Genomic DNA, 26,571 nt, shown 5'->3' with positions numbered 1-26,571 from the left:
GGGGCGGGTTTATTAGCGATCGCCGTTAATCAGCGAGGATACCTGTAAACCCGCCCCTACGAATTACGAATTGTTAATTCAAGTTTTCATCACCTTTTGTATCTGGGATTTCAAGACTTGCTGTTTAATGGGTAGGGCAGGGATATTGCTACCCCTTTCCCCCCGACAAACCAGCGTTTTTCCATTTGACGCTGTTCCAGTCGGTAGTTCTCTCGGTTACGTTCACAATTTTTAGTTGCACCTAACTTTTCCCGATGAGTTTGGTTTCTGTTACTTAGAAATCAAGGGATTCACTCGCCACACGTTAGCACTCTTTCAAGTTGGTCATTCGACCTATCTGCCCAGTTATGTTTTCCTGTTACCTTTCGGTGTAGCAGCTTTCGCTTTTTGTGGCATCTTGCTCCCACTGGGGGATTAAAGCGAGATTACTCTCTTCTCTACTCGTAACATCTATCTAGCTACAAGACCCCATTGGGGTTCCTTCATATCACACGTTTGAGTTACAACCAGCTTGGGTTCCCTCTATACACCGGGGGTGCTGTTGATGTCCCTGTATTCCGAGGATAGGGCGGAATACCACCGCAGATTTTTACTTTGCTGACCCCAGTTTATCGTTTCAGTCGTTTTCGATAATTCCGCTTCACGGTGCCTCATCGAGGATTCACCAAAGTTAACCCGTTTCTGGTTTTACCCTAGCACTTGACCGACATTACGACTCGTCGATGTCGCGCATTTCACCCTCTAGCTTTGAAACATCGCAGTTACCCGCAATACCCCTTTGGGCGGGTACTGGTTTGGACATTTACCAGGAGTATCGAGATACTCACTCTCAACGTGCGACTGATAGTCACACCCATCCCCGTGAGGGGTAATTAATTGAAAACTGGTGACAATCTTTCTAAAAAGGAAGATTTTGTTACGTTTCCATCCCCGTGAGGGGTAATTAATTGAAAACCGCTTATTCATTCTTTGCAAAAACAACTAATTCAGAGTTTCCATCCCCGTGAGGGGTAATTAATTGAAAACCGTAGCGAAAGCTGACAAAGGTGTAGTAAGGGTAACTTTTGGTTTCCATCCCCGTGAGGGGTAATTAATTGAAAACCTGCAATTACTTGAAAAACGCATAAAGTTATTGCAAGAAAAGTTTCCATCCCCGTGAGGGGTAATTAATTGAAAACTTTGAAGTTGTTGACAATACTATGGGATATGCTGTTAAAGTTTCCATCCCCGTGAGGGGTAATTAATTGAAAACCAAAATTGTAGCTAGTGGTGGTACCGCTTCCGTAAGTTTCCATCCCCGTGAGGGGTAATTAATTGAAACCCAGATGAACAATTACAGGTTGCTAAACAATTTTGCAAGTTTCCATCCCCGTGAGGGGTAATTAATTGAAAACTTCATGTTCTAGTGAATTGATTTCAATCCTAGTTGATAGGTTTCCATCCCCGTGAGGGGTAATTAATTGAAAACCCTACCCTTATAGAACACTTGCTATGACTGGGTTTGAAAGTGCCATTTTAGCGGGGGGTCTAATTTTACTGTCAATAAGCATAGTTTACTGACAATAACTCCCACTTACAGACATCTCAAAGCCTTACCCAGTAAGCGATTCGCGGGGGTCAACGAAAGAATCAGGGTTTGAGCAATCGCTCTACCCCCGCGAAAAATTTACGTGTGTTTAGTCAAAACAAATACTTTTGCTTTCACTGGGAAACGTCAGATTAAGTTTTCAAGGTTCTGTGCATTTATCAAAGAGTATAACAAAGTACTCTGAAATTTTCACCAGCTCATTTACGTTTTATAATACAGTCTGGTTTATTTCCACTAACTGACTTCTATTATTCCCAAAAAAATACCTAAAACTCGTATTTATTGGCTTCAGAGTCGTATTGATTAGCTTCAGAGTCGTATTGATTGACTTCAGAGTCGTATTGATTGACTTCAGAGTCGTGTTGATTGACTTCAGAGTCGTGTTGATTAGCTTCAGAGTCGTGTTGATTGGCTTCAGAGTCGTGTTGATTGGCTTCAGAGTCGTGTTGATTGGCTTCAGAGTCGTGTTGATTGGCTTCAGAGTCGTGTTGATTGGCTTCAGAGTCGTATTGATTGGCTTCAGAGTCGTGTTGAGGTACGTGTTGCAAACATTATATTTCGGTTCAACAAACAATTGCTCCTCCAGTCAACAGTCAACCTATTAGTGCTAGAAATTGAAAAGAAGCATGAAACGGTAAAACAACTATGAATGCACAGGGGTCACGAGAACTACAGACACATCCGCGAGATTGGTCATGGCCGTTTTGGTTGGCTGTACCACTATACCCCTACGGCAAACGGCGGACAATTCGCACGGAAGTAGTTAAGGATACTATCTGGACATTCGACCAACTGCAAGGCATTCTCTACACTATCGTGCCCATTCGGATGACTGTAGTCAAGCTAGAAGCTGGGGGTTTGTTTGTCTATGCACCCGTCGCCCCTACGGCTGAATGTATCCGTTTAATTAATGAGTTGGTGGATAAATATGGTGATGTTAAATACATTATCCTGCCCACCAGTTCAGGTTTAGAACACAAAGTTTTTGTTGGGCCTTTCGCTAGGCGCTTTCCCCAAGCGCAGGTTTTTGTTGCGCCGCATCAGTGGAGTTTTCCCTTCAACTTACCTTTAAGTTGGCTAGGCTTTCCCCTCAGACGCACCCAGGAAATCCCAGAAGATAACAGCCAAGTTCCCTTTGCTGATGAATTTGACTATGCGGTGTTAGATATTAACCTGGGAAGGGGTTCTTTTGGTGAAGTGGCAATTTTTCATAAGCGATCGCACACTCTATTACTTACAGATACCATACTTTCTGTCCCCGAAGAACCACCTGCGATCGCCCAAATAGATCCCTATCCTTTATTATTCCATGCTAGAGAAAATGCCCAAGATGCGATCGCAGACAATCCCACCAACCGCCGCAAAGGATGGCAACGCATTTCCTTATTTGCGATATACTTTCGTCCTAGCGCCGTAGAAATCACCGAATTACCCGACATGTGGCGCGATATTTTCCAAGCTCCAAATCGGTCAAAAAAAGCTTATTTTGGTTTATTTCCCTTTCAATGGCGAGAAAACTGGCAACAAACATTTGCAGCACTGCGCGGCGATGGGCGGCCATTTGTCGCCCCAATTCTGCAAACCCTAATTCTTCCCCAAGCACCAAAAGCAGTACTAAACTGGGCTGACAAAGTTGCAAATTGGGATTTTCAGCAAATTATTAGCTGTCATTTTGATTCGCCAATCAAAACAAATCCCCAACAATTCCGCCAAGCATTCGCTTTTTTAGAGCAGAATTCCTCTGCAAACCAAGCCCTACCAGAAACAGATTTACAATTTATCAAAGAACTTGAGGCTAATTTACTTAAACGTGGTATCGCCACACCACCGAGAGAGAAAATATAAATCTCCTACCTCCTACCTTTCTTTTAATTATCCTTGAGAAGGCGGCGGAATAATTTCCAAACCATATTTGGGAGCAGTCGCCATAACTTTTTCGATATCTGCGGGACTAACAGCAGGTGAGTGTGTTATCTCTACTGCTGGTACACCTATTTCCATGAAAAATTTCTCTAACCCTGCCGGTGTTACCCAGCATAGCAACTTTGTAGGCTGGGTAGTGGTATTTGTAAACCTGTGGAGTTGACCTTTGGGAGAATGGAGAAAAGTACCAGGAGTCGCTACAACTATCTCCTCACCTAGCTGAAATTCCAATTCTCCCTCTTGAATATAAAAACTTTCGTTCTCGTGACTATGAATATGGGGTGGTGTACCGCCCTGTGGTTGAACGATAATCTCAACTAAAGCATAAGTTTGCCCAGTATCTTCGCCCAATGCTTTAAAAGTATACAAATCTCCCAGCACCCAGTATGAAGAACCCTGTCCTGGTTGCTGTACTACTCCAGATAAATTAACTGTCATTTTAATTACCTCTAACTATGATAATTCCCTACCAACCCACCATCCACAAAAAAGGGACTTCCAAATAAAAAAATATCCTATCGCTTTCTGGGCACAGGGGCAGGGGGAAAAATAAAAATATTATCTGAGGAAATTGGATAATTTATTTTCTGGAAGTCCCAAACCTAAAGTCAACAGTCAACAGTCAACAGTCAACTACTCAACTTCGCAGCCCCAAAAGTAGCATTGTACTTGCGACACAAAATAGCAACTGATTTGTAATCAGCAAGGTTAATGTTATTAGGAATAGTGTAACTTTGAAGGCCGCTATATTTTTGTAAGGGAGCAAGAATCACATAATCACGCTTGTTCAATGGATAGGATGGCCCCTGAGTTGAACCAATCACATTATCTGAACGATGTAGAATTACTACTAAATCTGGCCCCGAATTAGAAGTTTTAAAAGACTGCCCAAGCTCTAGAATAGATTTGCCATCTTTGGTTGTAATACTTACTGTACCTTGAGTTTTATGTTCTCCAGAAACAAAAGTTCCCAATTTCATAGCAGCAGTATTTTGAGAAATTACCGATTTAGTTAAAGACTTCGCCGGAGTTGATGATATGGTAACCGATGCATTTACAACACCCTGATTCTTGGATATCTGTCCAACACAGCTAACTACCATTAGGGAAGCAGCAGTTAATTTTAATAAATTTCCTAATTTCATGGCTTAATAGTCCTCACTGCATAAATCAGCAATTTCATTTTGTGCTTGAGCTTTGCTTTGAACTAATTATTGCTTGAATAATGTAGCAGAAAATTATGTCTATCTAAAAACTCACACCTAGAAAACTGATATTTTGGCGATAAACTTCTCATTAAATTCTCAGCAAAATTTAATTTTTAAGTCGAGTTTGCTAATTTCATGTTTATTTAAGAAAAATTTCATAATATTGTTGTATACGAATACCACCTATCTCTAGTAAAATCTTCCTATCAAATGAATGATACACTAGGATAACTTTTTTAGCTTGCAGTCAGCACTTGAGTTATTAATTCAATGCTAAAGCTGTTAACTAAATCCTCACAGTTACCCTGTAAAAGTTACTAGCTTGATAACCGTTTTTTAACAGACGAAATTTAGTATTTCATTTTTTGAAATTATTTTTATAAACCATGCATCAGGCATCCATGAGCAAAGCCAATTATGATGAAACATTATTGCCAAACCAAAAATGGCAACGTGAACGCCGGATAATAGAACTTTTATCCTCATTAAACTATCGAACTGGTGAGCTTAATTCCTATTTGCACAATATTGCCTGCGGAGTTAGTGAACTAATAGGAGTAGATTGGACAGTTGTTACCTATTGCCAAGAGGGATTTGAAACTATACTAGCAAGTAGTATCGAAATGGCTGAAGATGCACCCCGTGTTTATGAATTACATGGTCGGCTCATTGCTACAGTCATAGAACTTAAACGCACATTAGCTGTTGAAGATGCAATTGCTAATCCAGAATATGGTAGACCAGCAACAGGTTACCGAGCATATTTAGGGATACCTTTACAAACTTCTGAAGGTCAAGTATTTGGTACAATTTGCTCATTTCATCGACAGGCCCGTGAATTCACTAAAGATGAAATTCACATCGTCGAACTATTTGCTGAACGTGCAGCTACAGCAATTGATCACTATCATCTGTATCAGCAACAGTGTCAATTTAATCAAATACTAGAAGCTGAAGTTGAAAAACGCACAGCCCAATTGCAGACAGCCCAAGCCAAGCTAGTAGAACAGGAAAGATTGGCAGCGATTGGTGAATTTTCTTCCATAATTGTGCATGAAATTCGTAATCCCTTGACTACCATGATTATGGGATTGAAGTATTTTCAAAAAACAATTCTCACTGAAGCTGCTCAAGAGCGTTTAGAATTAGCACTCAGCGAAGCTAGTCGTCTAGAACGCCTGTTAAGTGAAATTTTGCTTTATGCCAAGCCGCAAGTATTGCAACTGCGGGAATTAGATGTCAATGAATTTATTGGTGAATTGCTGCTCACAATCAGGGAAATGCCCGAAGCTAGAAAAAGAAAAATTGAATTTATACCGACATTATCGGCTGTAAAAATTGTAGGCGATCGCGACAAACTCAAACAAGTGTTTATTAACATTATTCGCAATGCTTGTGAAGCAGTTACAACCGGAGATGTTGTCAAATTAGAAATAGATAATTCCCTCACCAATGAAGTTTTTATTAATGTCCATAATGGCGGAAATCCCATCCCCCCAGAAATCCTCTGCAAGCTTGCTCAACCATTCTTTTCTACAAAACCTGAAGGTACAGGATTAGGTCTTGCTATTAGCAAACGTATTATTAATGCTCATGGTGGAAAATTATGTATTCAGTCTCAGCCAGTAACTGGGACTATCGTCAGCGTTCAATTACCTCTCAACAAGCAACCTTGAAAAAAAGAATCATCAAGCAATCAAGCATTTTGCTGTCAGAAAACACCAAAATGAGAAAGAAATTTTGAGTTAAAAAAATTAACCCATTCGTAGGAGGTAATTAGCCAGTAAATGAGTGTAGCTTACAGATAGTTAGAAGCAGCATTCATGGAAGAGAGGTATAAATCATGTTGCAACTGATATTTCCCCGCTGCATCAAAGTCACAGCCTTAGGATTTTCAACAGCTTTGTTAGCGTTTGGACAAACTGCTGTTCATGCTCAGCAACAGTTACCTAGCCTGACTCCTGCACAAACTCAACATTTATCCCGTGACTTGGTTCCATATAATTCTCAAGAATTTTTCCGCCAAGGTCAAGAATTGATGGAAAGAGAAATTCAACTGCTCAGACAACGACAGACTTCTACAAATGAACCTGTTCTTAAGGTTAATTCAATACCACCAATCAAAAAAGAGCATCCACAAAAGAATGACTCTAACAGGGGGGTAGAGGGGGATTAGGAAGCAGAGGAGACTGTTGACTGTTGACTGTTGATTGTTGACTGTTGACTGTTGACTGTTGACTGTTGACTGTTGACTGTTGCTAAATTGACAAATGACTAATGACAAATGACTAATGACTAATGACTAATGACTAATGACTAATGACTATAGACAATTTTACCGTAGTCTAGCTTAACTACTCGGTCTGCTAAATGAAAGTAGCGATCGTCGTGACTGATTACTAGTATCGTTTTACCTTGATTTCTCAATTCTGCTAACAGTTGAGTGTAAAATATGTCTTTGAAGAGTGGGTCTTGATCCGCTGCCCATTCATCAAATAAATAAATTGGTCTGTCTTCTAAATAAGCTGTCAGTAAAGCTAGTCGTTTACGCTGTCCTTGAGAAAGTTCGGTGGTAGAAAGTTTGCCATTTTCGATTGTGACTTTATGGTCTAGCTGGAGTTGCTTGAGGTATTTTTGAGCTTTTCTATCTAAGTCAGGATTTTCTAATCCTAAAAGTTCATCAAATAAATAGAAGTCAGAAAAAACTACGGAAAAATGTTGGCGATACCATTCGCGATTTTTGTCACTAATTAATTCTTTATCCCATAAAATATCCCCTTTTTCCGGGATGTAAAGACCAGTAATTAATTTAGCTAAAGTGGATTTACCGCTACCATTGCCACCAACAATAAATACTATTTCTTGAGGATATAATGTCAAGTCTATGGGGCCGAGAATAAAGTTATTATCTTCTCGCTCTCTGTAATAAGTGTGGGTAATTCCTTTTAGTTGTAAACTCTGCCACGTAGTTTTTATAACTGGTGGTACTGTTGATGTTTCTTCGCGACTAGCTAGAGATAAATCCAATGATTCTATCTTTTGTAAAGCAACGTTCGCTCTAATCACTTGGGGCAAGTTATTAACTATATTATCCATCGGCAACATCAAATAAGTAAAAGTGAGGATGAAGCCAGAGAGTGTGTGCGGATTAATAGTAATTAAATTCGGCAAAGCGAATAACAGAAAACCCACCGCGAAGAAAAATATAAATCTGCCCCAACTTGTAGTGGTGGCGAACAGAGTCAATCCTTGAATATTATGATTCCGGTATCTAACAGCCGTTGATTTTAGTTGTTTTTCTAAGAAACTTTGACGGCGTTGATAGTTAAGTTTAAGTTCTTTGATGCCTTCGGTAACTGTGCGAAAATGCTTAAATAGGACATCTTGATCGTCACGAGCCTGGGCTAGCAATTTTCCCCCGCCGCGTAACAGCCAGTTACAACTCCCAAGTGCTACTACCATTAATATTAAAACTAGCAAAAATACTAGCCAGGAAAGCCAAGTTATATACACAAGGCAGCCAGCAACCATCGCTAAATCAATGCAGAGGAAAGGAATTAAGTAGACAGCATTAGCTAAAGTTTGTACATCCTCTGTCAGGGTTGCCAATATACGAGGATTCCCGAGGTGTTCCAAATGACTTAACTCGGAAGCTAGTATTTGATTGCTTAAGCTCATCCTTAATTGCAAGATGGCATTTTGTGAGAGGCGAACTAGCATTACCTGAGAAATTATACTGGTAATTAATGCAACTATTACCAATCCCACAAACCCCCAAGCTATGGATGTGAGGGATGACTGGTTACTAAGATTTGCCGCCGAACTGATGAGCGCAATTAGTCCAGCACTGCTACCACCACTCAGGAATCCGGTGACGATCGCGATCGCCACCATCCCCCATGAAGAACGTAAAAGAAAGTAAATCAGATTCATGAAAATATAATTAGCAATTTCACCGAATGCGCTCTGTTAGGGGTATGGAAGAACTTATCAGCTTCCAGCATATTATCTCATTCTATAAGTAGGATTTATCAGCGGTTGAGTCAATCATCTTGATTGAGTAAGAAATATTACCTAGAATTTCAGCATAAATCATAAATTTTTGTAAATTTTTCCTAAAAATCTGCATAAGACGCTGAAGGCGTACCTATTGATGTCAAGCGTTGGAAATCATTACCACGCTAACTTACATACACTGATGTGTATCAATTTATAATCGAAAATTGATTATGTCACAGTATCAATCAAAATCCGATCGCCATGAAGCGATATCGCCTCATGGTCAGTATTTGACACCGTTTCAACGCCAACTGCTACAAAAAAGGTTGCGGGAGGAATTACCCCAACTTTATCGTCAGCGGATAGCTATTATGTTGCTGGCAGATGAGGGAAAATCGCAAACAGAAATTTGTCAGACTTTGGGTTGTTGTGCAGCTACAGTCAGACATTGGATGCACGTTGCGCGTAGTGGGATGGCTCATCAATGGCAAGATTCTCCCAAGGGTCGTCCGAAAGCAGTGAACGAGGCTTATCTAGAGAAGTTACGGGAACTCATCAGCAGCAGTCCCCGTGAATATGGTTATAGTTTTCGGCGCTGGACGGTGAATTGGTTGTGTAAACATCTCGCCGATGAATTTGGGGTGAAGTTGAGCGATCGCCATTTGAAACGCCTGCTGAAACAACTAGGCTTATCTACTCTCGTCCGTCCTAGGGAACTCCAAAAAATAAATTATCCCAAATTGTAGGGGCGGGGTCACCCCGCCCCTACGAGGTTGCGGGCTTGGTAAGTTAATGATTGGGATGTTTTTTTATTTGGAAGTCCCCTATTTCCCCGAGACAAACACGAACAGCGTCCGATCATTACAAAATCTGCATTAATGACTTGGAATCTGAAGAAACTGCCGATAACTACGAATTTATACCTTTAAATCTACCCCAAACTTTTCCGGAATTAGATATTCATGGCGCAACATCTGTCCGCACAGTTCCTATTACCACAACAACTCAGGCAAACATTGGGTTACTCTCTGCCGTCAACCGATTTGCAACATTGCCTTTCCCAAGTTAAATATATTAATCTTCTTCGGAATTGTCGTGCTGCTGACGACGAGCGATCGCATTATTAATCGCATCATCTAGTAAATCATTAATTTCTACTTTTCCTGGTAATCTGTTCTGTTTATTATTCATTTTTTTGCCTTAAAATTTTTAATTTTATTTAGCTTTTTATCTGGGCTTAATTAAATAGTAGACAATAAAAAACTGAATGAAATAGGTTGCCAAAACTTAGCTGAGATACAAATCAATATTTTATGTCACTAAATAAAAGCAGATTTTTACCAATACCTGCAAAGCGATAACAGATAACAGCAAGAAAAACAACTGTACAGCTAAGGGTTCTCGCGTCTATAACAACTGATAACTGACACGCGAAGCAGAATAAATCAAATTGGATTACTATATGATATTTACTGGGGAGTGATGCTAAAAGTAAGGTTTATTTATCAAGCCAAAACAGAAACATATATGTCCCCAATTATTAGGCAGATTGTGGAGATAAAATTTAGGCGTGCTTGACTTGATGATGTCAATTATTAAGTTGTTACTGTTAATACTGTGTTTAGCAGCGATATTTTTTTACTGTTACAGCATATATGCAGCGATCGCTTTTTTTACCCAGCCCCAGACTATAGATCCAGCTTTCCATCCCCCTGTTACCATCCTCAAGCCTATCTGTGGTGTCGATCGCGATGCTGAGGAAAACTTGGCTTCATTTTGCCAACAAGATTATCCAGAATATCAAATTATCTTCGCTGTGCGCGATCGCCAAGACCCTGCCATAGTAGTTATCGAAAAAATTATCCAGCAGTTTCCTGATGTCGATATTCAGCTGCTGGTGAGCGATCGCATTATTGGCGCTAACCTGAAAGTGAGTAATCTCGCAAATGCTGTCACTGCTGCTAAACACGAAATTCTCCTCATCGCCGATAGTGATATTCGCGTCGGTAAAGACTATTTACAACGAGTCATCCAGCCTTTGAAAGATGATAAGGTTGGTGTAGTCACCTGTTTGTATCGTTCTTTAGCCCAAGGATGGGTAACATCTTTAGAAGCGTTGGGTATTGCTACCGGCTTTCATCCTAGCGTATTAGTTAGCAATCAATTAGAACAGATAAAATTTGCTTTCGGTTCTACTATTGTCATCCGCAAACAGGTGCTAGAAGCAATTGGCGGATTTGGCGCGATCGCAGATTATCTGGCTGATGACTTTCAACTAGGCTATCTACCAGCCCAAGCAGGTTATCAAGTTGTCTTATCTAATTATATAGTTGACCATATTTTAGCTACCAGTAGCCTCACAGAAGTCATCCAACGCCAACTCCGTTGGGTGCGTTGTATCCGCGTTTCTCGTCCTTGGGGCTATTTGGGCTTGCTATTTACCTACGGAACAGTTACTAGCTTACTTTTATTCCTGGTGACAAAAGGCTCAATATTAGGTTGGACTGGGCTTTTAATTACCTGGATCATGCGCTTGCTAATGGGTTGGATAGTTGGCGTTCAAATGCTCAAAGATCCGGTTACCAAACAAAATTTTTGGCTCATTCCTGTACGCGATTTGATGCATTTTGCTATCTGGTGCTACGGCTTTGTCGGTAACGCAATTACCTGGCGAGGTCAGCAATTGCGGCTAACTCAGGGGGGTAAGTTAGTTTTACTGGAATAATGATCTTATTTTCAGAACAAGATAAATTTGATCCAAATATATATAATTAACCCAGGAAATTTATGCATAGGAAAGGTTAAAGGTTAAAGGAGAAGGAATAAAACACCTTTACCCCTTTACCCTTTACCCTTTACCCAGCCAAGTTCCCTTGGCGAACTACTAGTAATTACTTGCTTGAGCTGGCTTTCGTTCAACTTTGAACACACTATCGGCAGATTTCTGGGCAATGGTGGCATCCCATGCGATCGCCTGCAAAAATGCCTCACCGCTTTGAGTCTCGACCACATCCACACCCCAGTTTCCTGGTTGCAGGGCATCCGGAGAGTCGCTAGTGGGGGGAGTAGTTTTGATACCTCCTAATACTAGAATCTCTGGGATAGTATCAGCGTTTAATTGTTGTTTGTGCCGCTTCTCTGCTAGAGCTTGAGCGCACAGTTCTCCGACTTGCTGGGGCGAAAATTCATTGGTAGGAAATAAAATTTCCACAGTCCAATGGGGATGATTCACCAGCCTACATTGCAGGTTGTCATAGGTACTCAAGCTCGATTGAAACACTTGGGCAAATTCTTCTCGACTGAGAGCTGGGACGATATCACCCGAGACATCAAAGTTGTGAGCGAGCAGCATCCGCCCGGAAATTGTATTATTCAAAATAGTCAAATTTTTTTGATCAAAGTTTCTAGTTTTTATTCTAGATGACTATTGCACTTTTTTCTTTTTTGTCAATCCTTTAACCCAATACAGTTGAGTTAGCCTGGGATGCAATACGTCGTAGGGGCACGGCACCGATAAGATTACTGTATACACCAAAAGATTGTGGATGTTCCCTACAATATCTCTTAACACCAAGCGTATTGTCTTTTAACCAAGTCACAAGGAATCAGCAACTAGCGTGGTGGGTAAATCAGCCCGCACCAGATTGCATCTCTTCTGCACTCGCAGTATGCCTCGTGCCTTCCACACTTACTGTAAATTTTCTGCACAAAGTAAATTAAAGTATAAAGTTTGAATGAATAAAAAGCTTAATCTATCCTTAATCTTTAAAGAGTTTACTAAGTTTGCGGTCAAATATACTTAACCTCACCTTAATAAATTATACTTTTTTTGATCAAATTATCTCTACCCAAAGATAGTAGATCCGTAAAACTATAGGACTCCTATTTGATTTTTGAAAAAATGATCATTACCTGAACCCCCTTTTTTCTTTCCCTACCCATCGCTCATAAAGCAGCCCTGCTTTGCTTTTCCTTTCGTCATAGCTAGTGGCGTTGCTTCCTGTTGTCTACCTCTACTTTGTAACTTCGTCAATCGAATAGGATGCTTATATATCACAAGTATTACTTTCAAATTGAAGTAATATTTAATACATTTAATAATTTGCTCAGCGTTGAGTGCAATGGAAAACTACCAAAATTATGGAGGTGGTTTTCCATAACCTCATGCCTAGTGTTACTTATGTATCCTCGGAATTTTTCAATTTTCTCTGCAAGACTTAGTGGTGTAACAAATACGATATTTCATTTAAAAGTATAAAATAATACATTTTATTTAAAGTACTAAGCATCGTTCACCAGCAAGAAAAATAGCGATGCCTTCTAGTGTCGAGACGCTGTGCAGTAAGCGTACTCCAAAGGAGAACCCGCAGGGTAGCTATGCCCGAAGGGTTTTACGGCAATGTCTACTCTACTTTTCGAGTTCTCTTTGAGGAGTACGACGAACGCACTCTTAGCATCTACCAACCTTTGATTTCGCCTGTGATTCTTACATAAAAATTTAAGGAAAAACGGTTATGACAACGGTTGATTTCGCCAGATTTATGCCTGTAGTACCTGTCAGTATTCAGCAAACAATGGATAGTGGCATTGTCTTCATTGATTCTAGAGTGGCGCAATATGAACAATTGGCGGCAGCTGTAACTCCTGGATTGGAAGTAGTGGTGCTAGATCCTCAAGACGATGGCGTTGCGGAAATTAGCAAAAAGCTATCGCAACACCAAGGAATCACAAGTTTACATCTTGTAGCCCACGGACAACCAGGGCAGATTACACTAGGGCGATCGCCCCTGAGTCTATTTACCCTTGATCTCTACAACAGTGCCTTACAGCAATGGAAAACATCTTTAGCACCGGGCGCTAACATTTTGCTTTATGGTTGCGAGGTTGGTGCGGGACACATAGGAATTAGATTTATTAACAGCTTAAGTCAATTGCTAGGAACTCCCGTGGCGGCTTCTTCTAGCAAAGTTGGTAACGCTGTTGTTGGTGGTAATTGGGATCTAGATGTGACTACAGGAAAAATCACCACTGCTCAAGCTTTTAGTCCAGAAGCAACAACAGCTTACCCCCATGTGTTGTCAGAAGAAACATCGATTAGCCTGCTCAAAGATATCAATACTAGTGGAGCTTCCTCTAACCCACAATATTTAACTAATGTCAACGGCACACTGTACTTTGTGGCTTATGACAGCAATGGCGGGACTGAGTTGTGGAAGAGTGATGGTACTGAAGCTGGTACTGTCAGAGTCAAAGATATTTTTGCTGGTATAGAATCCTCTAATCCGCAAAGTCTCACAAATGTCAACGGCACACTTTACTTTGTGGCTTATGACAGTAGTGGTGGGGCTGAGTTGTGGAAGAGTGATGGCACGGAAGCGGGTACTGTTAGAGTTAGGGATATCTTTGCTGGCTCAGGCTCCTCTAATCCATATAATCTGACAAATGTCAACGGCACTCTCTATTTTGTCGCCACTGATGGTAATGGCGATTCTGAGTTATGGAAGAGTGATGGGACTTCAGCCGGTACTGTCATAGTTAAAGATATCTTTGCTGGCACAAGTTCCTCTAACCCGCAAAATCTGACAAATATCAACGGGACACTGTACTTTTCTGCTACTGATAGCACTGGTGGGACTGAGTTATGGAAAAGTGATGGCACTTCAGCAGGTACTGTCAGAGTTAAAGATATCTTTGCTGGCACAGGCTCCTCTAACCCGCAAAATCTGACAGATGTTAACGGCACTCTCTATTTTGTCGCCACTGATAGCAATGGCGATACTGAGTTATGGAAGAGTGATGGGACTTCAGCCGGTACTGTCATAGTTAAAGATATCTTTGCTGGCACAGGCTCCTCTAACCCGCAGAATCTCACAAATGTCAACGGTACACTTTACTTTTCTGCTACTGATAGCACTGGTGGGACTGAATTGTGGAAAAGTGATGGGACTTCAGCAGGTACTATCAGAGTCAAGGATATCGTTAGTAGCACAGGCTCCTCTAACCCACAGAATCTCACGAATGTCAACGGCATCCTCTACTTTTCCGCTACTGATAGCAGTGGGGGACGTGAGTTGTGGAAAAGTGATGGTACAGAATCTGGAACTGTCAGAGTCAAAGATATCTTTGTCGGCACAGGTTCCTCTAACCCACAAAATCTGACGAATATCAACGGGACACTGTACTTTGTCGCCACTGACAGCACTGGTGGAACTGAGTTGTGGAAGAGTGATGGTACTTCGGCAGGTACTGTCAGAGTCCAAGATATCGTTCCTGGTACAGGCTCTTCTAACCCGCAAAGTCTGACGAATGTTGACGGCACACTGTACTTTTCTGCCGCTAATAGCAGTGATGGACGTGAGTTATGGAAGACTGATGTCTCCTCGGCGGAGACTGTCAGAGTTAAAGATATCTTTGCTGGGACAGGTTCTTCCAAACCCCAGAATCTGACGAATATCAACGGGACACTGTACTTTTCCGCCGCTGACAGCAGTAGTGGACGTGAGTTATGGAAGAGTGATGGCACTGAAGCCGGTACTGTCAGAGTTAGGGATATCCTCTCTGGCACAGGCTCCTCTAACCCACAGAATCTGACGAATGTCAATGGTATAGTGTACTTTTCTGCCACTAACAGCAGTGGTGGATATGAGTTGTGGAAGAGTGATGGCACTTCAGCAGGTACTGTCAGAGTCAAGGATATCTTTGCTGGATCAACCTCCTCTAACCCACAGAATCTGACGAATGTTAACGGGACACTGTACTTTACTGCTATTGACAGCAGTGGTGGATATGAGTTGTGGAAGAGTAATGGCACTGATGCAGGTACTGTCAGAGTTAAGGATATCGTTAGTGGCTCAGGTTCTTCTACCCCGCAAAATCTGACGAATGTCAACGGGACACTGTACTTTACTGCTATTGACAGCAGTGGTGGACGTGAGTTGTGGAAAAGTGATGGTACTCAAGCCGGTACTGTCAGAGTTAAGGATATCTTTAGTGGCACAAGCTCCTCGATCCCGCAGGATCTGACAAATGTTAACGGTACACTCTACTTTGTCGCCACTGATAGCACGGGTGGGGCTGAGTTGTGGAAGAGTGATGGCACTGACGCTGGTACTGTCATAGTTAAGGATATTTTCACAGGCTCAGAGTCTTCTAATGCATATGATTTGACGAATGTCAATGGCACGCTCTATTTTGTTGCCACTGACAGCACGGGTGGGACTGAGTTGTGGAAGAGTGATGGCACCGACGCTGGTACTGTTAGAGTTAAGGATATTTTCACAGGCTCAGAGTCTTCTAGCCCGTCAAATTTAACGAATGTCAACGGCACACTCTATTTTGTCGCCACTGACAGCAGCGGTGGTACTGAGTTGTGGAAGAGTGATGGTACTGATGCGGGTACTGTCAGAGTTAGAGATATATTCGTCGGGACAGAGTCTTCTAACCCGTCAAATTTAACGAATGTCAACGGCACACTCTATTTTGTCGCCACTGACAGCACGGGTGGGACTGAGTTGTGGAAAAGTGATGGCACAGCAGCTGGTACTGTGAGAGTTAATGATTTATTTCCCGGTTCGGCGGCTTCTAATCCTAGCGATTTGACTTATATTAATGGCAAACTCTACTTTGTTGCCGACAATGGTAACGTTGGTCAAGAACTGTTTGTGCTTAAACTCAACAGTGCGCCCACTGATGTAAGTTTGAGTAATAGCAGTGTTAACGAAAACGCGATCGCCAATACAGTCATTGGCAACTTGAATACCACTGATCCTGATTTAGGCAACACTCATACTTATACACTCGTTGCTGGTGCAGGTAGCGCAGATAACAGCAGCTTTAGCATTGTTGGTAATCAGCTACAGATCAATCTTTCTCCTGACTACGAAACCAAGAACAGCTACAGTATCCGCATTCGCACCACCGATCAAGATGGCTTATTTTACGAGAAAGCGATCGCGATCGCCATTAACAATCTTAATGAAGCACCCACTGGTACAGCTAGCGCCTCACTAATTGCGGGGACGGAAGATACCGATTACACCATTACTGCGGCGCAATTACTACAAGGATTTACGGATGTCGATGGTGATACTCTCTCCGTATCTGGATTGACTGCTAATAACGGCAGCATTAGCAGCAACGTTAATGGCACTACTTATACCTTCACCCCTGATGCTAACTTCAACGGCACAGTTAGCCTTAGCTACAACGTTGTCGATGGTAATGGTGGTGCAGTTGCTGCAACCCAATCCTTGAATATTACTGCTGTAAATGATGCACCCACTGGTACAGCTAGCGCCTCACTGACTGCGGGGACGGAAGATACCGATTACACCATTACTGCGGCGCAATTACTACAAGGATTTACGGATGTCGATGGTGATACTCTCTCCGTATCTGGATTGACTGCTAATAACGGCAGCATTAGCAGCAACGTTAATGGCACTACTTATACCTTCACCCCAGATGCTAACTTCAACGGCACAGTTAGCCTTAGCTACAACGTTGTCGATGGTAATGGTGGTGCAGTTGCTGCAACCCAATCCTTGAATATTACTGCTGTAAATGATGCACCCACTGGTACAGCTAGCGCCTCACTAATTGCGGGGATGGAAGATACCGATTACACTATTAATGCGACTCAATTACTACAAGGATTTACGGATGTCGATGGTGATACTCTCTCCGTATCTGGACTGAGTGCTAATAACGGCAGCATTAGCAGCAACGATAATGGCACTACTTACACCTTCACCCCAGATGCTAACTTCAACGGCACAGTTAGCCTCAGCTACAACGTTGTTGATGGTAATGGTGGTGCAGTTGCAGCAACCCAATCCTTCAATATTACTGGTGTCAATGATGTACCTACTGGTGTTGCTAGCGCATCCTTAAGTCTGGGAGTTGAAGATACTGTTTATACCATTAACGCCGCAGATTTGTTGCTTGGTTTTACAGATGTCGATGCTGATAGTCTCTCGGTATCCGACTTGACAGCAAATAATGGTGCATTGGTAGACAACGGCAACGGGATTTACACCTTCATCCCAGATGCTAACTTTAACGGCACAGTTAGCCTCAGTTACAACGTTATTGATGGTAATGGTGGTGCGATCGCTGCAACCCAATCCTTGAATATTACTGGTGTCAATGATGCACCCAGTGGTACAGCTAGCGCCTCACTGACTGCGGGGACGGAAGATACCAATTACAACATTACTTCGGCTCAATTACTACAAGGCTTTACAGATGTCGATGGCGATACTCTCTCTGTAGCCGACTTGACAGCGACTAACGGCGCATTGCTAGATCACCTTGATGGCACTTACACCTTCACCCCAGATGCTAACTTCAACGGCACAGTTAGCCTCAGTTACAACGTTATCGATGGTAATGGCGGTGCAGTTGCAGCAACCCAATCCTTCAATATTACTGCTGTCAATGATGCACCCACTGGTACAGCTAGCGCCTCACTAATTGCGGGGATGGAAGATACCGATTACACTATTAATGCGACTCAATTACTACAAGGATTTACGGATGTCGATGGTGATACTCTCTCCGTATCTGGACTGAGTGCTAATAACGGCAGCATTAGCAGCAACGATAATGGCACTACTTACACCTTCACCCCAGATGCTAACTTCAACGGCACAGTTAGCCTCAGCTACAACGTTGTTGATGGTAATGGTGGTGCAGTTGCAGCAACCCAATCCTTCAATATTACTGCTGTCAACGATGCACCCAGTGGTGTTGCTAGCGCATCCTTAGTCCCTGGAAATGAGGATACTGTTTATACCATTAACGCCGCAGATTTGTTGCTTGGCTTTACAGATGTCGATGCTGATAGTCTCTCGGTAGCCGACTTGACAGCAACTAATGGCATATTAGTAGATAACCTTGATGGCACTTACACCTTCACCCCAAATGCTAACTTCAACGGCACAGTTAGCCTTAGCTACAACATTATCGATGGTAATGGCGGTGCAGTTGCAGCAACCCAATCCTTCAATATTACTGGTGTCAATGATGTACCTACTGGTGTTGCTAGCGCATCCTTAAGTCTGGGAGTTGAAGATACTGTTTATACCATTAACGCCGCAGATTTGTTGCTTGGTTTTACAGATGTCGATGCTGATAGTCTCTCGGTATCCGACTTGACTGCAAATAATGGTGCATTGGTAGACAACAGTGATCGCACTTACACCTTCACCCCAGATGCTAACTTCAACGGCACAGTTAGCCTCAGTTACAACGTTATCGATGGTAATGGCGGTGCAGTTGCAGCAACCCAATCCTTCAATATTACGGCTGTCAACGATGCACCCACTGGTGTTGCTAGCGTATCCTTAGTCCCTGGAAATGAGGATACTGTTTATACCATTAACGCCGCAGATTTGTTGCTTGGCTTTACAGATGTCGATGCTGATAGTCTCTCAGTATCCGACTTGACAGCAACTAACGGCATATTAGTAGATAACCTTGATGGCACTTACACCTTCACCCCAGATGCTAACTTCAACGGCACAGTTAGCCTCAGCTACAACGTTGTTGATGGCAATGGCGGTGCAGTTGCCGCAACCCAATCCTTCAATATTACTGGTGTCAATGATGCACCCACTGGTACAGCTAGCGCCTCACTGACTGCGGGGACGGAAGATACCGATTACATTATTACTGCGACTCAATTACTACAAGGCTTTACAGATGTCGATGCTGATACTCTCTCGGTAGCCGACTTGATAGCGACTAACGGCGCATTAGTAGATAACCTTGATGGCACTTACACCTTCACCCCAGATGCTAACTTTAACGGCACAGTTAGCCTGAGCTACAACGTTGTTGATGGCAATGGCGGTGCAGTTGCAGCAACCCAATCCTTCAATATTACTGCTGTCAATGATGCTCCTGTGGCTACAAATGACACTTTCACGACTATTCAAGAGACAGCCATTACAGTTAGTGCAGCAACACTACTGAGCAATGATAGCGATGTAGATGTCACCGATATCTTAGATATTATTGCCATCACCCAACCTAGCCAAGGAACCTTAGTTAAGAACAATAACGGTACTTACACTTACACTCCTGTCACTGGCTATTATGGTTCTGATAGCTTCACTTACACCATCAGTGATGGATTAGGACTTACCAGCACTGCCACTGTCAACTTGACTATTAATCCCAATTTCAATGTGATTAATGGTACTTCAATTGCAGACAACTTAACTGGTACTGCCCAAAGAGATATGATCTCAGGTTTCCAGGGCAATGACACACTTTTAGGGTTGGATAATAACGACACCCTCAAAGGTGACGATGGTAATGATTCCTTGGATGGTGGAACAGGTAATGATCTGCTTTACGGTGGTAATGATAACGATAACCTCATCGGGAATTCCGGAAATGACACCTTGTTCGGTGATGCTGGTGACGATAGCCTCGATGGTGGTTTGGGAAATGACATTCTTGATGGTGGAGTCGGCCATGATACTTATATCGTAGACAACAGTAGCGATATAATTACTGAGGGCTTGGATGCAGGTACAGACTTAGTCCAATCTTCAGTAACTTGGACGCTAGGCACGAACCTGGAAAATCTGACTCTGACTGGCAGCACAGCCATTAATGGTGTAGGTAACAATCTTAATAACATTATTACCGGAAATACTGGGGCTAACTCCTTGAGTGGCGGAAATGGCGACGATACCTTAGTTGGTGCTTCAGGCAATGACACCTTGTTTGGTGAAGCAGGTAATGATAGCCTAGTTGGTAGCTCAGGCAATGACACCTTGTTTGGTGGTGAAGGTGACGATCGCCTCGATGGTGGTACGGGAAATGACAGTCTTGATGGTGGATTAGGTCATGACACTTACACTGTAGACAGCGTCAACGATCGCATTACTGAAGGATTGAATGCCGGCACTGATTTAGTTAATTCCTCTGTGAATTGGACTCTGGGAGATAACCTGGAAAACTTAACCCTGACTAGCGGCGGGCTAAATGGTACAGGTAACAATCTCGATAACGTTATCACTGGCAATAGTGTTGCTAACTCATTGACTGGGGGACTGGGTAATGATACCCTCATCGGTGGTTCAGGCGATGACAGCTTATTCGGCAACGAAGGTAACGATCTCCTCGATGGGGGTTCAGGAAGTGATATTCTCGACGGTGGAATTGGGGATGATACTTATATCGTCAACATTAGTAGTGATACGATTACCGAAGCATTGAATGCGGGCACAGACTTAGTTAATTCTTCTGCAACTTTGACCCTGGGCGCTAACCTAGAAAACCTGACTCTGACTGGAACTAGCAACATCAGCGGTACAGGTAACAGCCTCGATAACATTCTCACTGGTAACTCTGGTGCTAACTCGTTAAGAGGACAAGATGGTAATGATACCGTCTTTGGTGGCGATGGCAATGATACTTTGTTTGGTAGTGCAGGTAATGATGTACTGGTTGGCGGATTTGGTCAAGATCAGCTAAGTGGTGGCTCTGGTAATGATAGATTTGTTTTTGATAGTTTGGGTGAAGGCATTGATACCATTACTGACTTTATCCGTACAGATGATGTGCTGGTGTTGAAAACTCTGTTGACTAACTTGAACTATACAGGCACAAATCCCATTGCTGACGGTTATGTGAGAGCTATACAATCTGGGACAAATACTCTGATTGATATTGATACTGATGGTTTGGGTGTCAATGCTAGTTTTAGCAATTTAGTCATACTGAACAACTTTACTGCTAGTAACTTCAGTCAAAGCAACTTGATTTTCTAGGATTGTCTTGATGGGCGGGGTTTCCCCGCCCCTACAAGTGTTAACTTACGAAAAAATCATCAGGAATTTGGCGATCGCACATTGCACATTGCACTATCATTATTTACCAAATACAGTCCCCAAGGAACGGGCTATATTTTGCGGTTGCATTGCATCTACTGCGGCTGTTGGTTCATAGCCACAATGAACCATGCAATCGGCACATTTGGGATTACCGCTGGCGCGGCCGTATTGACTCCAGTCGGTGTCTTCTAGTAATTCTTTGAAGGTGGCATAATAACCTTCATTTAATAGATAGCAAGGTTTTTGCCAACCGAGAACGCTGTAACTAGGGCTACCCCAAGGTGTACATTCGTAGTCTTTCTCGCCTGTGAGGAAGTCTAAGAATAAGGGGTTGTGATTGAAATTCCAGTTTTTCTCACCCGATTTATGGGGGGCGAGAATTTCTCTAAATAAGGCGCGGGTTTGTTCGCGGTTGAGAAAATGATCTTGATCTGGTGCCCATTCGTAGCTGTAGCCTGGAGAAATCATCATCCCATCAGTGTTGAGGGTTTCCAGGAAGTCGAAGAACTCCTGCATTTCTTTGGGGTCAGTACCTTTAAAGATAGTGGTGTTTGTTGCCACACGAAAACCTTTAGCTTTAGCGGCGCGAATGGCTTGGACAGCAATATCAAAAACGCCTTTGCGATCGACACTTTGATCGTGCAATTCCCGCATTCCATCTAAATGGACGCTAAATGTTAAGTAAGGGGAAGGTTGGAATTTATGCAGGCTTTTTTCTAATAACAAACCATTAGTACACAAGTAAATATATTTCTTGCGTTCAATTAATCCCCGGACAATCTCATCAATTTGGGGGTGTAATAGAGGTTCTCCCCCAGGAATGGAAACCACTGGTGCGCCGCATTCTTCCACAGCAGCAAAGCACTGTTCTGGGGTTAAATTTTGCTTGAGGATTTCTACTGGATGTTGGATTTTACCACAACCATTACAGGCGAGGTTACACCGAAAAAGCGGTTCTAACATTAATACTAAGGGAAAGCGTTTACGTCCTTTTAAACGCTGAGTTACAAGATATTTCCCGATATCTATAGCTTGTTGTAAATTAATCGCCATTGACTCTGTTCACTCCTCGATAAAGTTGAAAAACACCACAAAAGAAGGATGAAGGATGAAGGATGAAGGATGAAACTTATTGATTTCACACTTCATACTTCAGACTTTATTCTTTATTTGACGTAACCCTTACTCATAAACCAATCGACAGCATCCTGAATTGCTGTTGTTAGGGAAGACTGAGGTAAGCCCAATTCTGTTACTGCTTTTGCAGGATTGTAATACATTGGTTGTTGAGCCATGCGCACACCATCTAAGGGAACTGAGGGTGGTTTACCTAAGGGTGCGAGAATTTTTTCATCAACCCAAGCAACGCTGAGGGGTAGCCAACTAGGTACAGCGTTTTGCGGTGCTGGTAAGCCTGTAATTTGGGCGAGTTGTTCGAGAAGTTGCTTGAGGGTGAGATTTTGATTTCCTAAAATATAGCGATCGCCTTTTTTACCTCGCTGTAACGCTAGTAAATGTCCCCAGGCTACGTCTCGGACATCAATGAAATTCAGCCCTGTATCTACATAAAATGGCATTTGTCGCCGCAAAAATCGCAGAATAATATCACCTGTTGGGGTAGGCTTAATATCCAATGGCCCTATCGGGCTACTAGGATTGACCACAACTATTTCCTGACCTGCACTAGCTGCTTGCATGGCTACTTGTTCTGCCAGAAATTTTGACTTTTTGTAGTGACCAACCAATTTTTCTAAGGGACTCTGATGAGTTTCATCTACGACTTTACCAGATTCCCCGACCCCAATGGCAGCGACGGAGCTAGTATATACTGTGCGTTCAATTCCAGCTTTTTGCGCGGCTGCTAATACGTTGCTTGTACCTTGGACGTTATGGCGGTAAAGTAGCTCTTGGTCTGTTTGCCACAGGGAATAGTAGGCGGCGACATGAAATAGGTATTGACAACCCAGCATTTTTTGCCAGAGATCGGCATCATTTAAATCGCCTTTGACAAGTTCCACCTTTAACCCGTCGAGGTTTGCTAAGTTGCTGCTAGGGCGGAAGAGTGCTTTGACTGCATATCCTTCTTGCAGCAACAACCTTACCAAATGGGCACCAATAAACCCAGTTCCGCCAGTGACAAAGGCTTGCATCAAGGAATCCACCTCTTGTGAAATCGGGGAAACCAATCATCTAAGATGGCGTAGACTACAGGCACAACAATTAAACTGAGCAAAGTTGAACTTACCAAACCGCCTGCGATCGCCACAGCCATCGGCGATCGCAATTCTGAACCTGCACCCAATCCTAAAGCAATGGGAACCATCCCTAAAATTGTCGCCGCTGTGGTCATCATAATTGGTCGGAGGCGCACTGGCCCGGCTTTGAGAATGGCTTCTTTCCGCTCCATTCCAGATTTACGCAATTGATTGATATAGTCCACAATCAAGATGGCATTCTTGTTGGCGATACCCAACAAAAACACCGAACCAATCAGGGAAATCATGCCAAAGTCGCTTTTGGTGATTAACAGCGCTAGCATTGCACCCACTAAAGCTAAGGGTAAAGAAATACCAATCACTACAGGATCTACCCAGCCTTTGAAGAGCAAAATCAGCACCACGACAATACACAAGGCTGATAAAGCTAAGGTAGTGCCAAAACTGCCAAAAACTTCACCTAAACGGGCAGAATCTCCGCCTAAGTCTAAAGAAACACTAGGGGGTAAAACTGCCTTAGCTTGTGCTACTACCTGATCAGTCGCATCACCCAAGGACATATCTTTGCCTAGGTTAGCGCCAATATAAGCTACCCGCTGATTATCCAGGCGCTCAATTTGAAAAATTTGCCCGTTTTGATTGTTTTCACCTGTTACAGTTACATCAGCAAATCCGGGTAGTTTGACTAATCGGTCTTTAATTGCTTTGGCTGCTTTGCTGAGTTCTTGGAGGTCATTACCTCTTAATGCCAACTGTAAAGGTTTTTGTCCACCAGTATCCACAAATTGAATATCTTCTACACTGGTAGTGACATTCGGTAGATTCGGTAAACTCTTCCGCAATTGCTCTTGTAATTCCGCAGTGGTGATATTGCGATCGCCTTTAAGTTTGACATAAATTGTGCCTTTATTCGGCTCGCCTTCACGGGAACCCACAGTAGTAAACACCGTTTGCACAACTGGCGATTTTCTCACCACATCTTCTAATTTCTTCGCCACCTTTAGCGAATCATCTAAAGGATTGGGAATTGGGATTCGAGAATTAGTTTCTCCGAAGGCTGAGCGAAGTCGAAGCCTGTCCCCCTGTCTCCCCTGTCCCCCTTGTCCTCCTAACACCGATTGTGCAACTTCATCCGCTGCTGACCGAAAAGCATCAGGTACAGTTGGTAAAGGAGCAGTGTAAGTAATATTAAATTCACCGCGATCCAATTTGGGAATAAAGCCTTTGGGAATCATGGGAATGATGGCAATACCCGCAATTAAGCTGAGTAACGCTAAACTCATGACTATTCGTTTATGATCCAAAGACCATGACAGTAAATCACGGTAACTTTGGGCAAACTTAATCCATGCTTGAGATTCACGCCGACGAGAACGAGATGAGGCAGGTTTGAGCCAATATATAGATAAGACTGGTGACAAAGTTCTGGCTACTAGCAAAGAAGCTAGCATGGCGGCGGAAACAGTGATACCAAAAGGTTTGAAAAACTGCCCAATCACTCCACCCATTAACCCAATTGGCAGAAACACGGCGACGGCGGTGAAAGTGGCGGCTGTGACTGTCAGTCCAATTTCATTGGTAGCAATCAACGCCGCTTCGCGGGGAGTTGCACCATCTTCGACGTGACGCATGATGTTTTCAACATCAACGATCGCGTCATCAACAATACTACCAATTACCAAAGCTAAGGCTAACAGGGTAATGGTTTCTAAGTTGAAGCCAAAAAACGCCATGACAATAAATGTCGCCAACAAAGATGTGGGAATCGCCAAGGCGGAAATTAAGGTAGCTTGCCAATTCCATAAAAATGGAAAAATGACAATTACCGATAACACAATGGCTTCAATCAAAGCGTCAATTGTGGAATGGGTAGCGTTGCGAATATACTCAGCCTGAGTCGCAGCTAAGGTGAGTTTGACATCTTTTAGGGAAGACTGAAGCTTTTGCACTTCCTCCTCGACGCGGCTGACAACTTCTAAAGTATTAGCTGTGCCCTTTTTAATTACCTGAAATGCCAAAGCATCCTTACCATTGAAGCGGACTAAAGTAGCTCCACCTTCCGGTAAAGCCGCCGCATTGGCTGATAACTGGGGAGGGGAATTACTAGGCGTACCCAACAGTACTACTTTTAACACTCCTGGCAGTTTTGCGATCGCGGGTACAATTTTATCCTTTGCCAACTTCGTCAAATCGGTGAGATTCCCGCCAGGACTCTCAATTGCATAACTAATCGCTGAAGACTCATTCAAGTTCAGGGGGATAATCTTATAACTTGCTCCCTGAGTCAGAGTTAAATTCTTCAGTCTATTCTCGACTTGGCGCGTCGATGTTTCTAAATTTGTACCGACAACAAAAGATAAACTAACAGCCGTTTGTCCCGGATAAGTAGATGAGCGAATATCCTCAATTCCTTCCAGGGATTTTAAACGCTGTTCTAGTGGTTGGGTGAGTTTGGTTTCTGTATCCAGAGCTGTGGCGATGGGGGCAGTAGCATTGACTACCACCACCGGAAAAGTAATATCTGGAAACAAAGCATACTTGAGGGAACTGAAAGCCAAAAGTCCAGCTACCGTCACGGCAATCCAAAAACTTACCGTCAGCCAGGAAAATTCTATCGCCAATTTAGAAATATTGAAGCGTTCTCGTGCGGATTTTGAGCTATTAGGCTTGACCATCTTGGAAAATCATCGTGCGGGTGACACAATTATTGTCATGCTACAGTAATCACTTGCAGTTTGGGAGTTCGGGTACTCCCCAATCAGCATTATTGCTGAAGTTTCTCACCT

Annotated in this window: 15 protein-coding genes and 1 CRISPR repeat array; of the genes, 7 read left to right on the top strand and 8 right to left on the bottom strand. The window is 42.8% G+C overall.

The features are described 5' to 3' along the window. Positions 1 to 849: 849 nt before the first annotated feature. A CRISPR array of direct repeats spans positions 850 to 1,468; the repeat unit is 35 nt; unit sequence GTTTCCATCCCCGTGAGGGGTAATTAATTGAAAAC. Positions 1,469 to 1,854: 386 nt separating this feature from the next. After that, positions 1,855 to 2,136, bottom strand: a complete 282-nt coding sequence (locus AACU32_RS04090) for a hypothetical protein (RefSeq protein ID WP_096598111.1) — start codon at positions 2,134 to 2,136, stop codon at positions 1,855 to 1,857. 97 nt (positions 2,137 to 2,233) lie between these two features. Between AACU32_RS04090 and AACU32_RS04085 the strand changes: the two genes are divergently transcribed. Beyond that, positions 2,234 to 3,433, top strand: a complete 1,200-nt coding sequence (locus AACU32_RS04085; RefSeq protein ID WP_096598109.1) for a DUF4336 domain-containing protein — start codon at positions 2,234 to 2,236, stop codon at positions 3,431 to 3,433. A 27-nt stretch (positions 3,434 to 3,460) separates the two neighbouring features. Here AACU32_RS04085 and AACU32_RS04080 read toward each other — a convergent pair whose 3' ends face one another. Both AACU32_RS04080 and AACU32_RS04075 read right to left on the bottom strand, forming a co-directional pair. Next, on the bottom strand, positions 3,461 to 3,949 hold the full coding sequence (locus tag AACU32_RS04080) for a cupin domain-containing protein (RefSeq protein ID WP_096598107.1): 489 nt from the start codon (positions 3,947 to 3,949) through the stop codon (positions 3,461 to 3,463). A gap of 191 nt (positions 3,950 to 4,140) precedes the next feature. Continuing rightward, the gene (locus tag AACU32_RS04075) at positions 4,141 to 4,656 is read right to left on the bottom strand and encodes a DM13 domain-containing protein (RefSeq protein WP_096598105.1); all 516 of its coding nucleotides are present in this window, start codon (positions 4,654 to 4,656) and stop codon (positions 4,141 to 4,143) included. A gap of 464 nt (positions 4,657 to 5,120) precedes the next feature. Here AACU32_RS04075 and AACU32_RS04070 point away from each other — a divergent pair, with 464 nt between their 5' ends. Beyond that, complete coding sequence (locus AACU32_RS04070; protein WP_096598103.1) at positions 5,121 to 6,395, top strand: ATP-binding protein; 1,275 nt, start codon at positions 5,121 to 5,123, stop codon at positions 6,393 to 6,395. Between the two features lie 167 nt (positions 6,396 to 6,562). Then, positions 6,563 to 6,895, top strand: a complete 333-nt coding sequence (locus AACU32_RS04065) for a hypothetical protein (RefSeq protein WP_096598101.1) — start codon at positions 6,563 to 6,565, stop codon at positions 6,893 to 6,895. Between the two features lie 140 nt (positions 6,896 to 7,035). On the opposite strand, the gene AACU32_RS04060 is transcribed toward AACU32_RS04065, so the two are convergent. Further along, positions 7,036 to 8,652, bottom strand: a complete 1,617-nt coding sequence (locus AACU32_RS04060; protein WP_096598099.1) for a cyclic peptide export ABC transporter — start codon at positions 8,650 to 8,652, stop codon at positions 7,036 to 7,038. 296 nt (positions 8,653 to 8,948) lie between these two features. Between AACU32_RS04060 and AACU32_RS04055 the strand changes: the two genes are divergently transcribed. The 3 genes from AACU32_RS04055 (at position 8,949) to hpnI (ending at position 11,443) form a co-directional block, all read left to right on the top strand. After that, positions 8,949 to 9,464, top strand: coding sequence for a helix-turn-helix domain-containing protein (locus tag AACU32_RS04055; RefSeq protein WP_339377483.1), 516 nt, complete (start codon positions 8,949 to 8,951; stop codon positions 9,462 to 9,464). A 137-nt stretch (positions 9,465 to 9,601) separates the two neighbouring features. Continuing rightward, positions 9,602 to 9,787: a hypothetical protein gene (locus AACU32_RS04050; RefSeq protein ID WP_096598097.1), complete on the top strand. Its 186-nt coding sequence runs from the start codon at positions 9,602 to 9,604 to the stop codon at positions 9,785 to 9,787. A gap of 516 nt (positions 9,788 to 10,303) precedes the next feature. Continuing rightward, complete coding sequence (gene hpnI, locus AACU32_RS04045; protein ID WP_096598095.1) at positions 10,304 to 11,443, top strand: bacteriohopanetetrol glucosamine biosynthesis glycosyltransferase HpnI; 1,140 nt, start codon at positions 10,304 to 10,306, stop codon at positions 11,441 to 11,443. A 159-nt stretch (positions 11,444 to 11,602) separates the two neighbouring features. On the opposite strand, the gene AACU32_RS04040 is transcribed toward hpnI, so the two are convergent. Then, positions 11,603 to 12,103: a DUF2656 domain-containing protein gene (locus AACU32_RS04040; RefSeq protein WP_339377482.1), complete on the bottom strand. Its 501-nt coding sequence runs from the start codon at positions 12,101 to 12,103 to the stop codon at positions 11,603 to 11,605. A gap of 1,129 nt (positions 12,104 to 13,232) precedes the next feature. Here AACU32_RS04040 and AACU32_RS04035 point away from each other — a divergent pair. Continuing rightward, positions 13,233 to 21,506 carry an ELWxxDGT repeat protein gene (locus AACU32_RS04035; protein ID WP_096598091.1) on the top strand — a complete coding sequence of 2,758 codons (8,274 nt, stop codon included), beginning with the start codon at positions 13,233 to 13,235 and terminating at the stop codon, positions 21,504 to 21,506. A 99-nt stretch (positions 21,507 to 21,605) separates the two neighbouring features. On the opposite strand, the gene hpnH is transcribed toward AACU32_RS04035, so the two are convergent. The 3 genes from hpnH to AACU32_RS04020 all read right to left on the bottom strand — a co-directional run bounded on the left by hpnH (position 21,606) and on the right by AACU32_RS04020 (position 26,460). After that, complete coding sequence (gene hpnH / locus AACU32_RS04030) at positions 21,606 to 22,622, bottom strand: adenosyl-hopene transferase HpnH (RefSeq protein WP_096598089.1); 1,017 nt, start codon at positions 22,620 to 22,622, stop codon at positions 21,606 to 21,608. A gap of 113 nt (positions 22,623 to 22,735) precedes the next feature. Further along, the gene (hpnA, locus tag AACU32_RS04025) at positions 22,736 to 23,719 is read right to left on the bottom strand and encodes a hopanoid-associated sugar epimerase (protein ID WP_096598087.1); all 984 of its coding nucleotides are present in this window, start codon (positions 23,717 to 23,719) and stop codon (positions 22,736 to 22,738) included. After that, positions 23,719 to 26,460, bottom strand: coding sequence for an efflux RND transporter permease subunit (locus tag AACU32_RS04020; protein WP_096598085.1), 2,742 nt, complete (start codon positions 26,458 to 26,460; stop codon positions 23,719 to 23,721). Before AACU32_RS04020 ends, hpnA begins: the two co-directional genes overlap by 1 nt. Positions 26,461 to 26,571 lie beyond the last annotated feature (111 nt).

It is taken from the genome of Calothrix sp. NIES-2100 (assembly GCF_963875285.1).
Lineage (GTDB): Bacteria > Cyanobacteriota > Cyanobacteriia > Cyanobacteriales > Nostocaceae > Aulosira.
The sequence above is the reverse complement of the archived record's forward strand: the minus strand, read 5'-3'. Positions and strand labels throughout refer to the sequence as shown.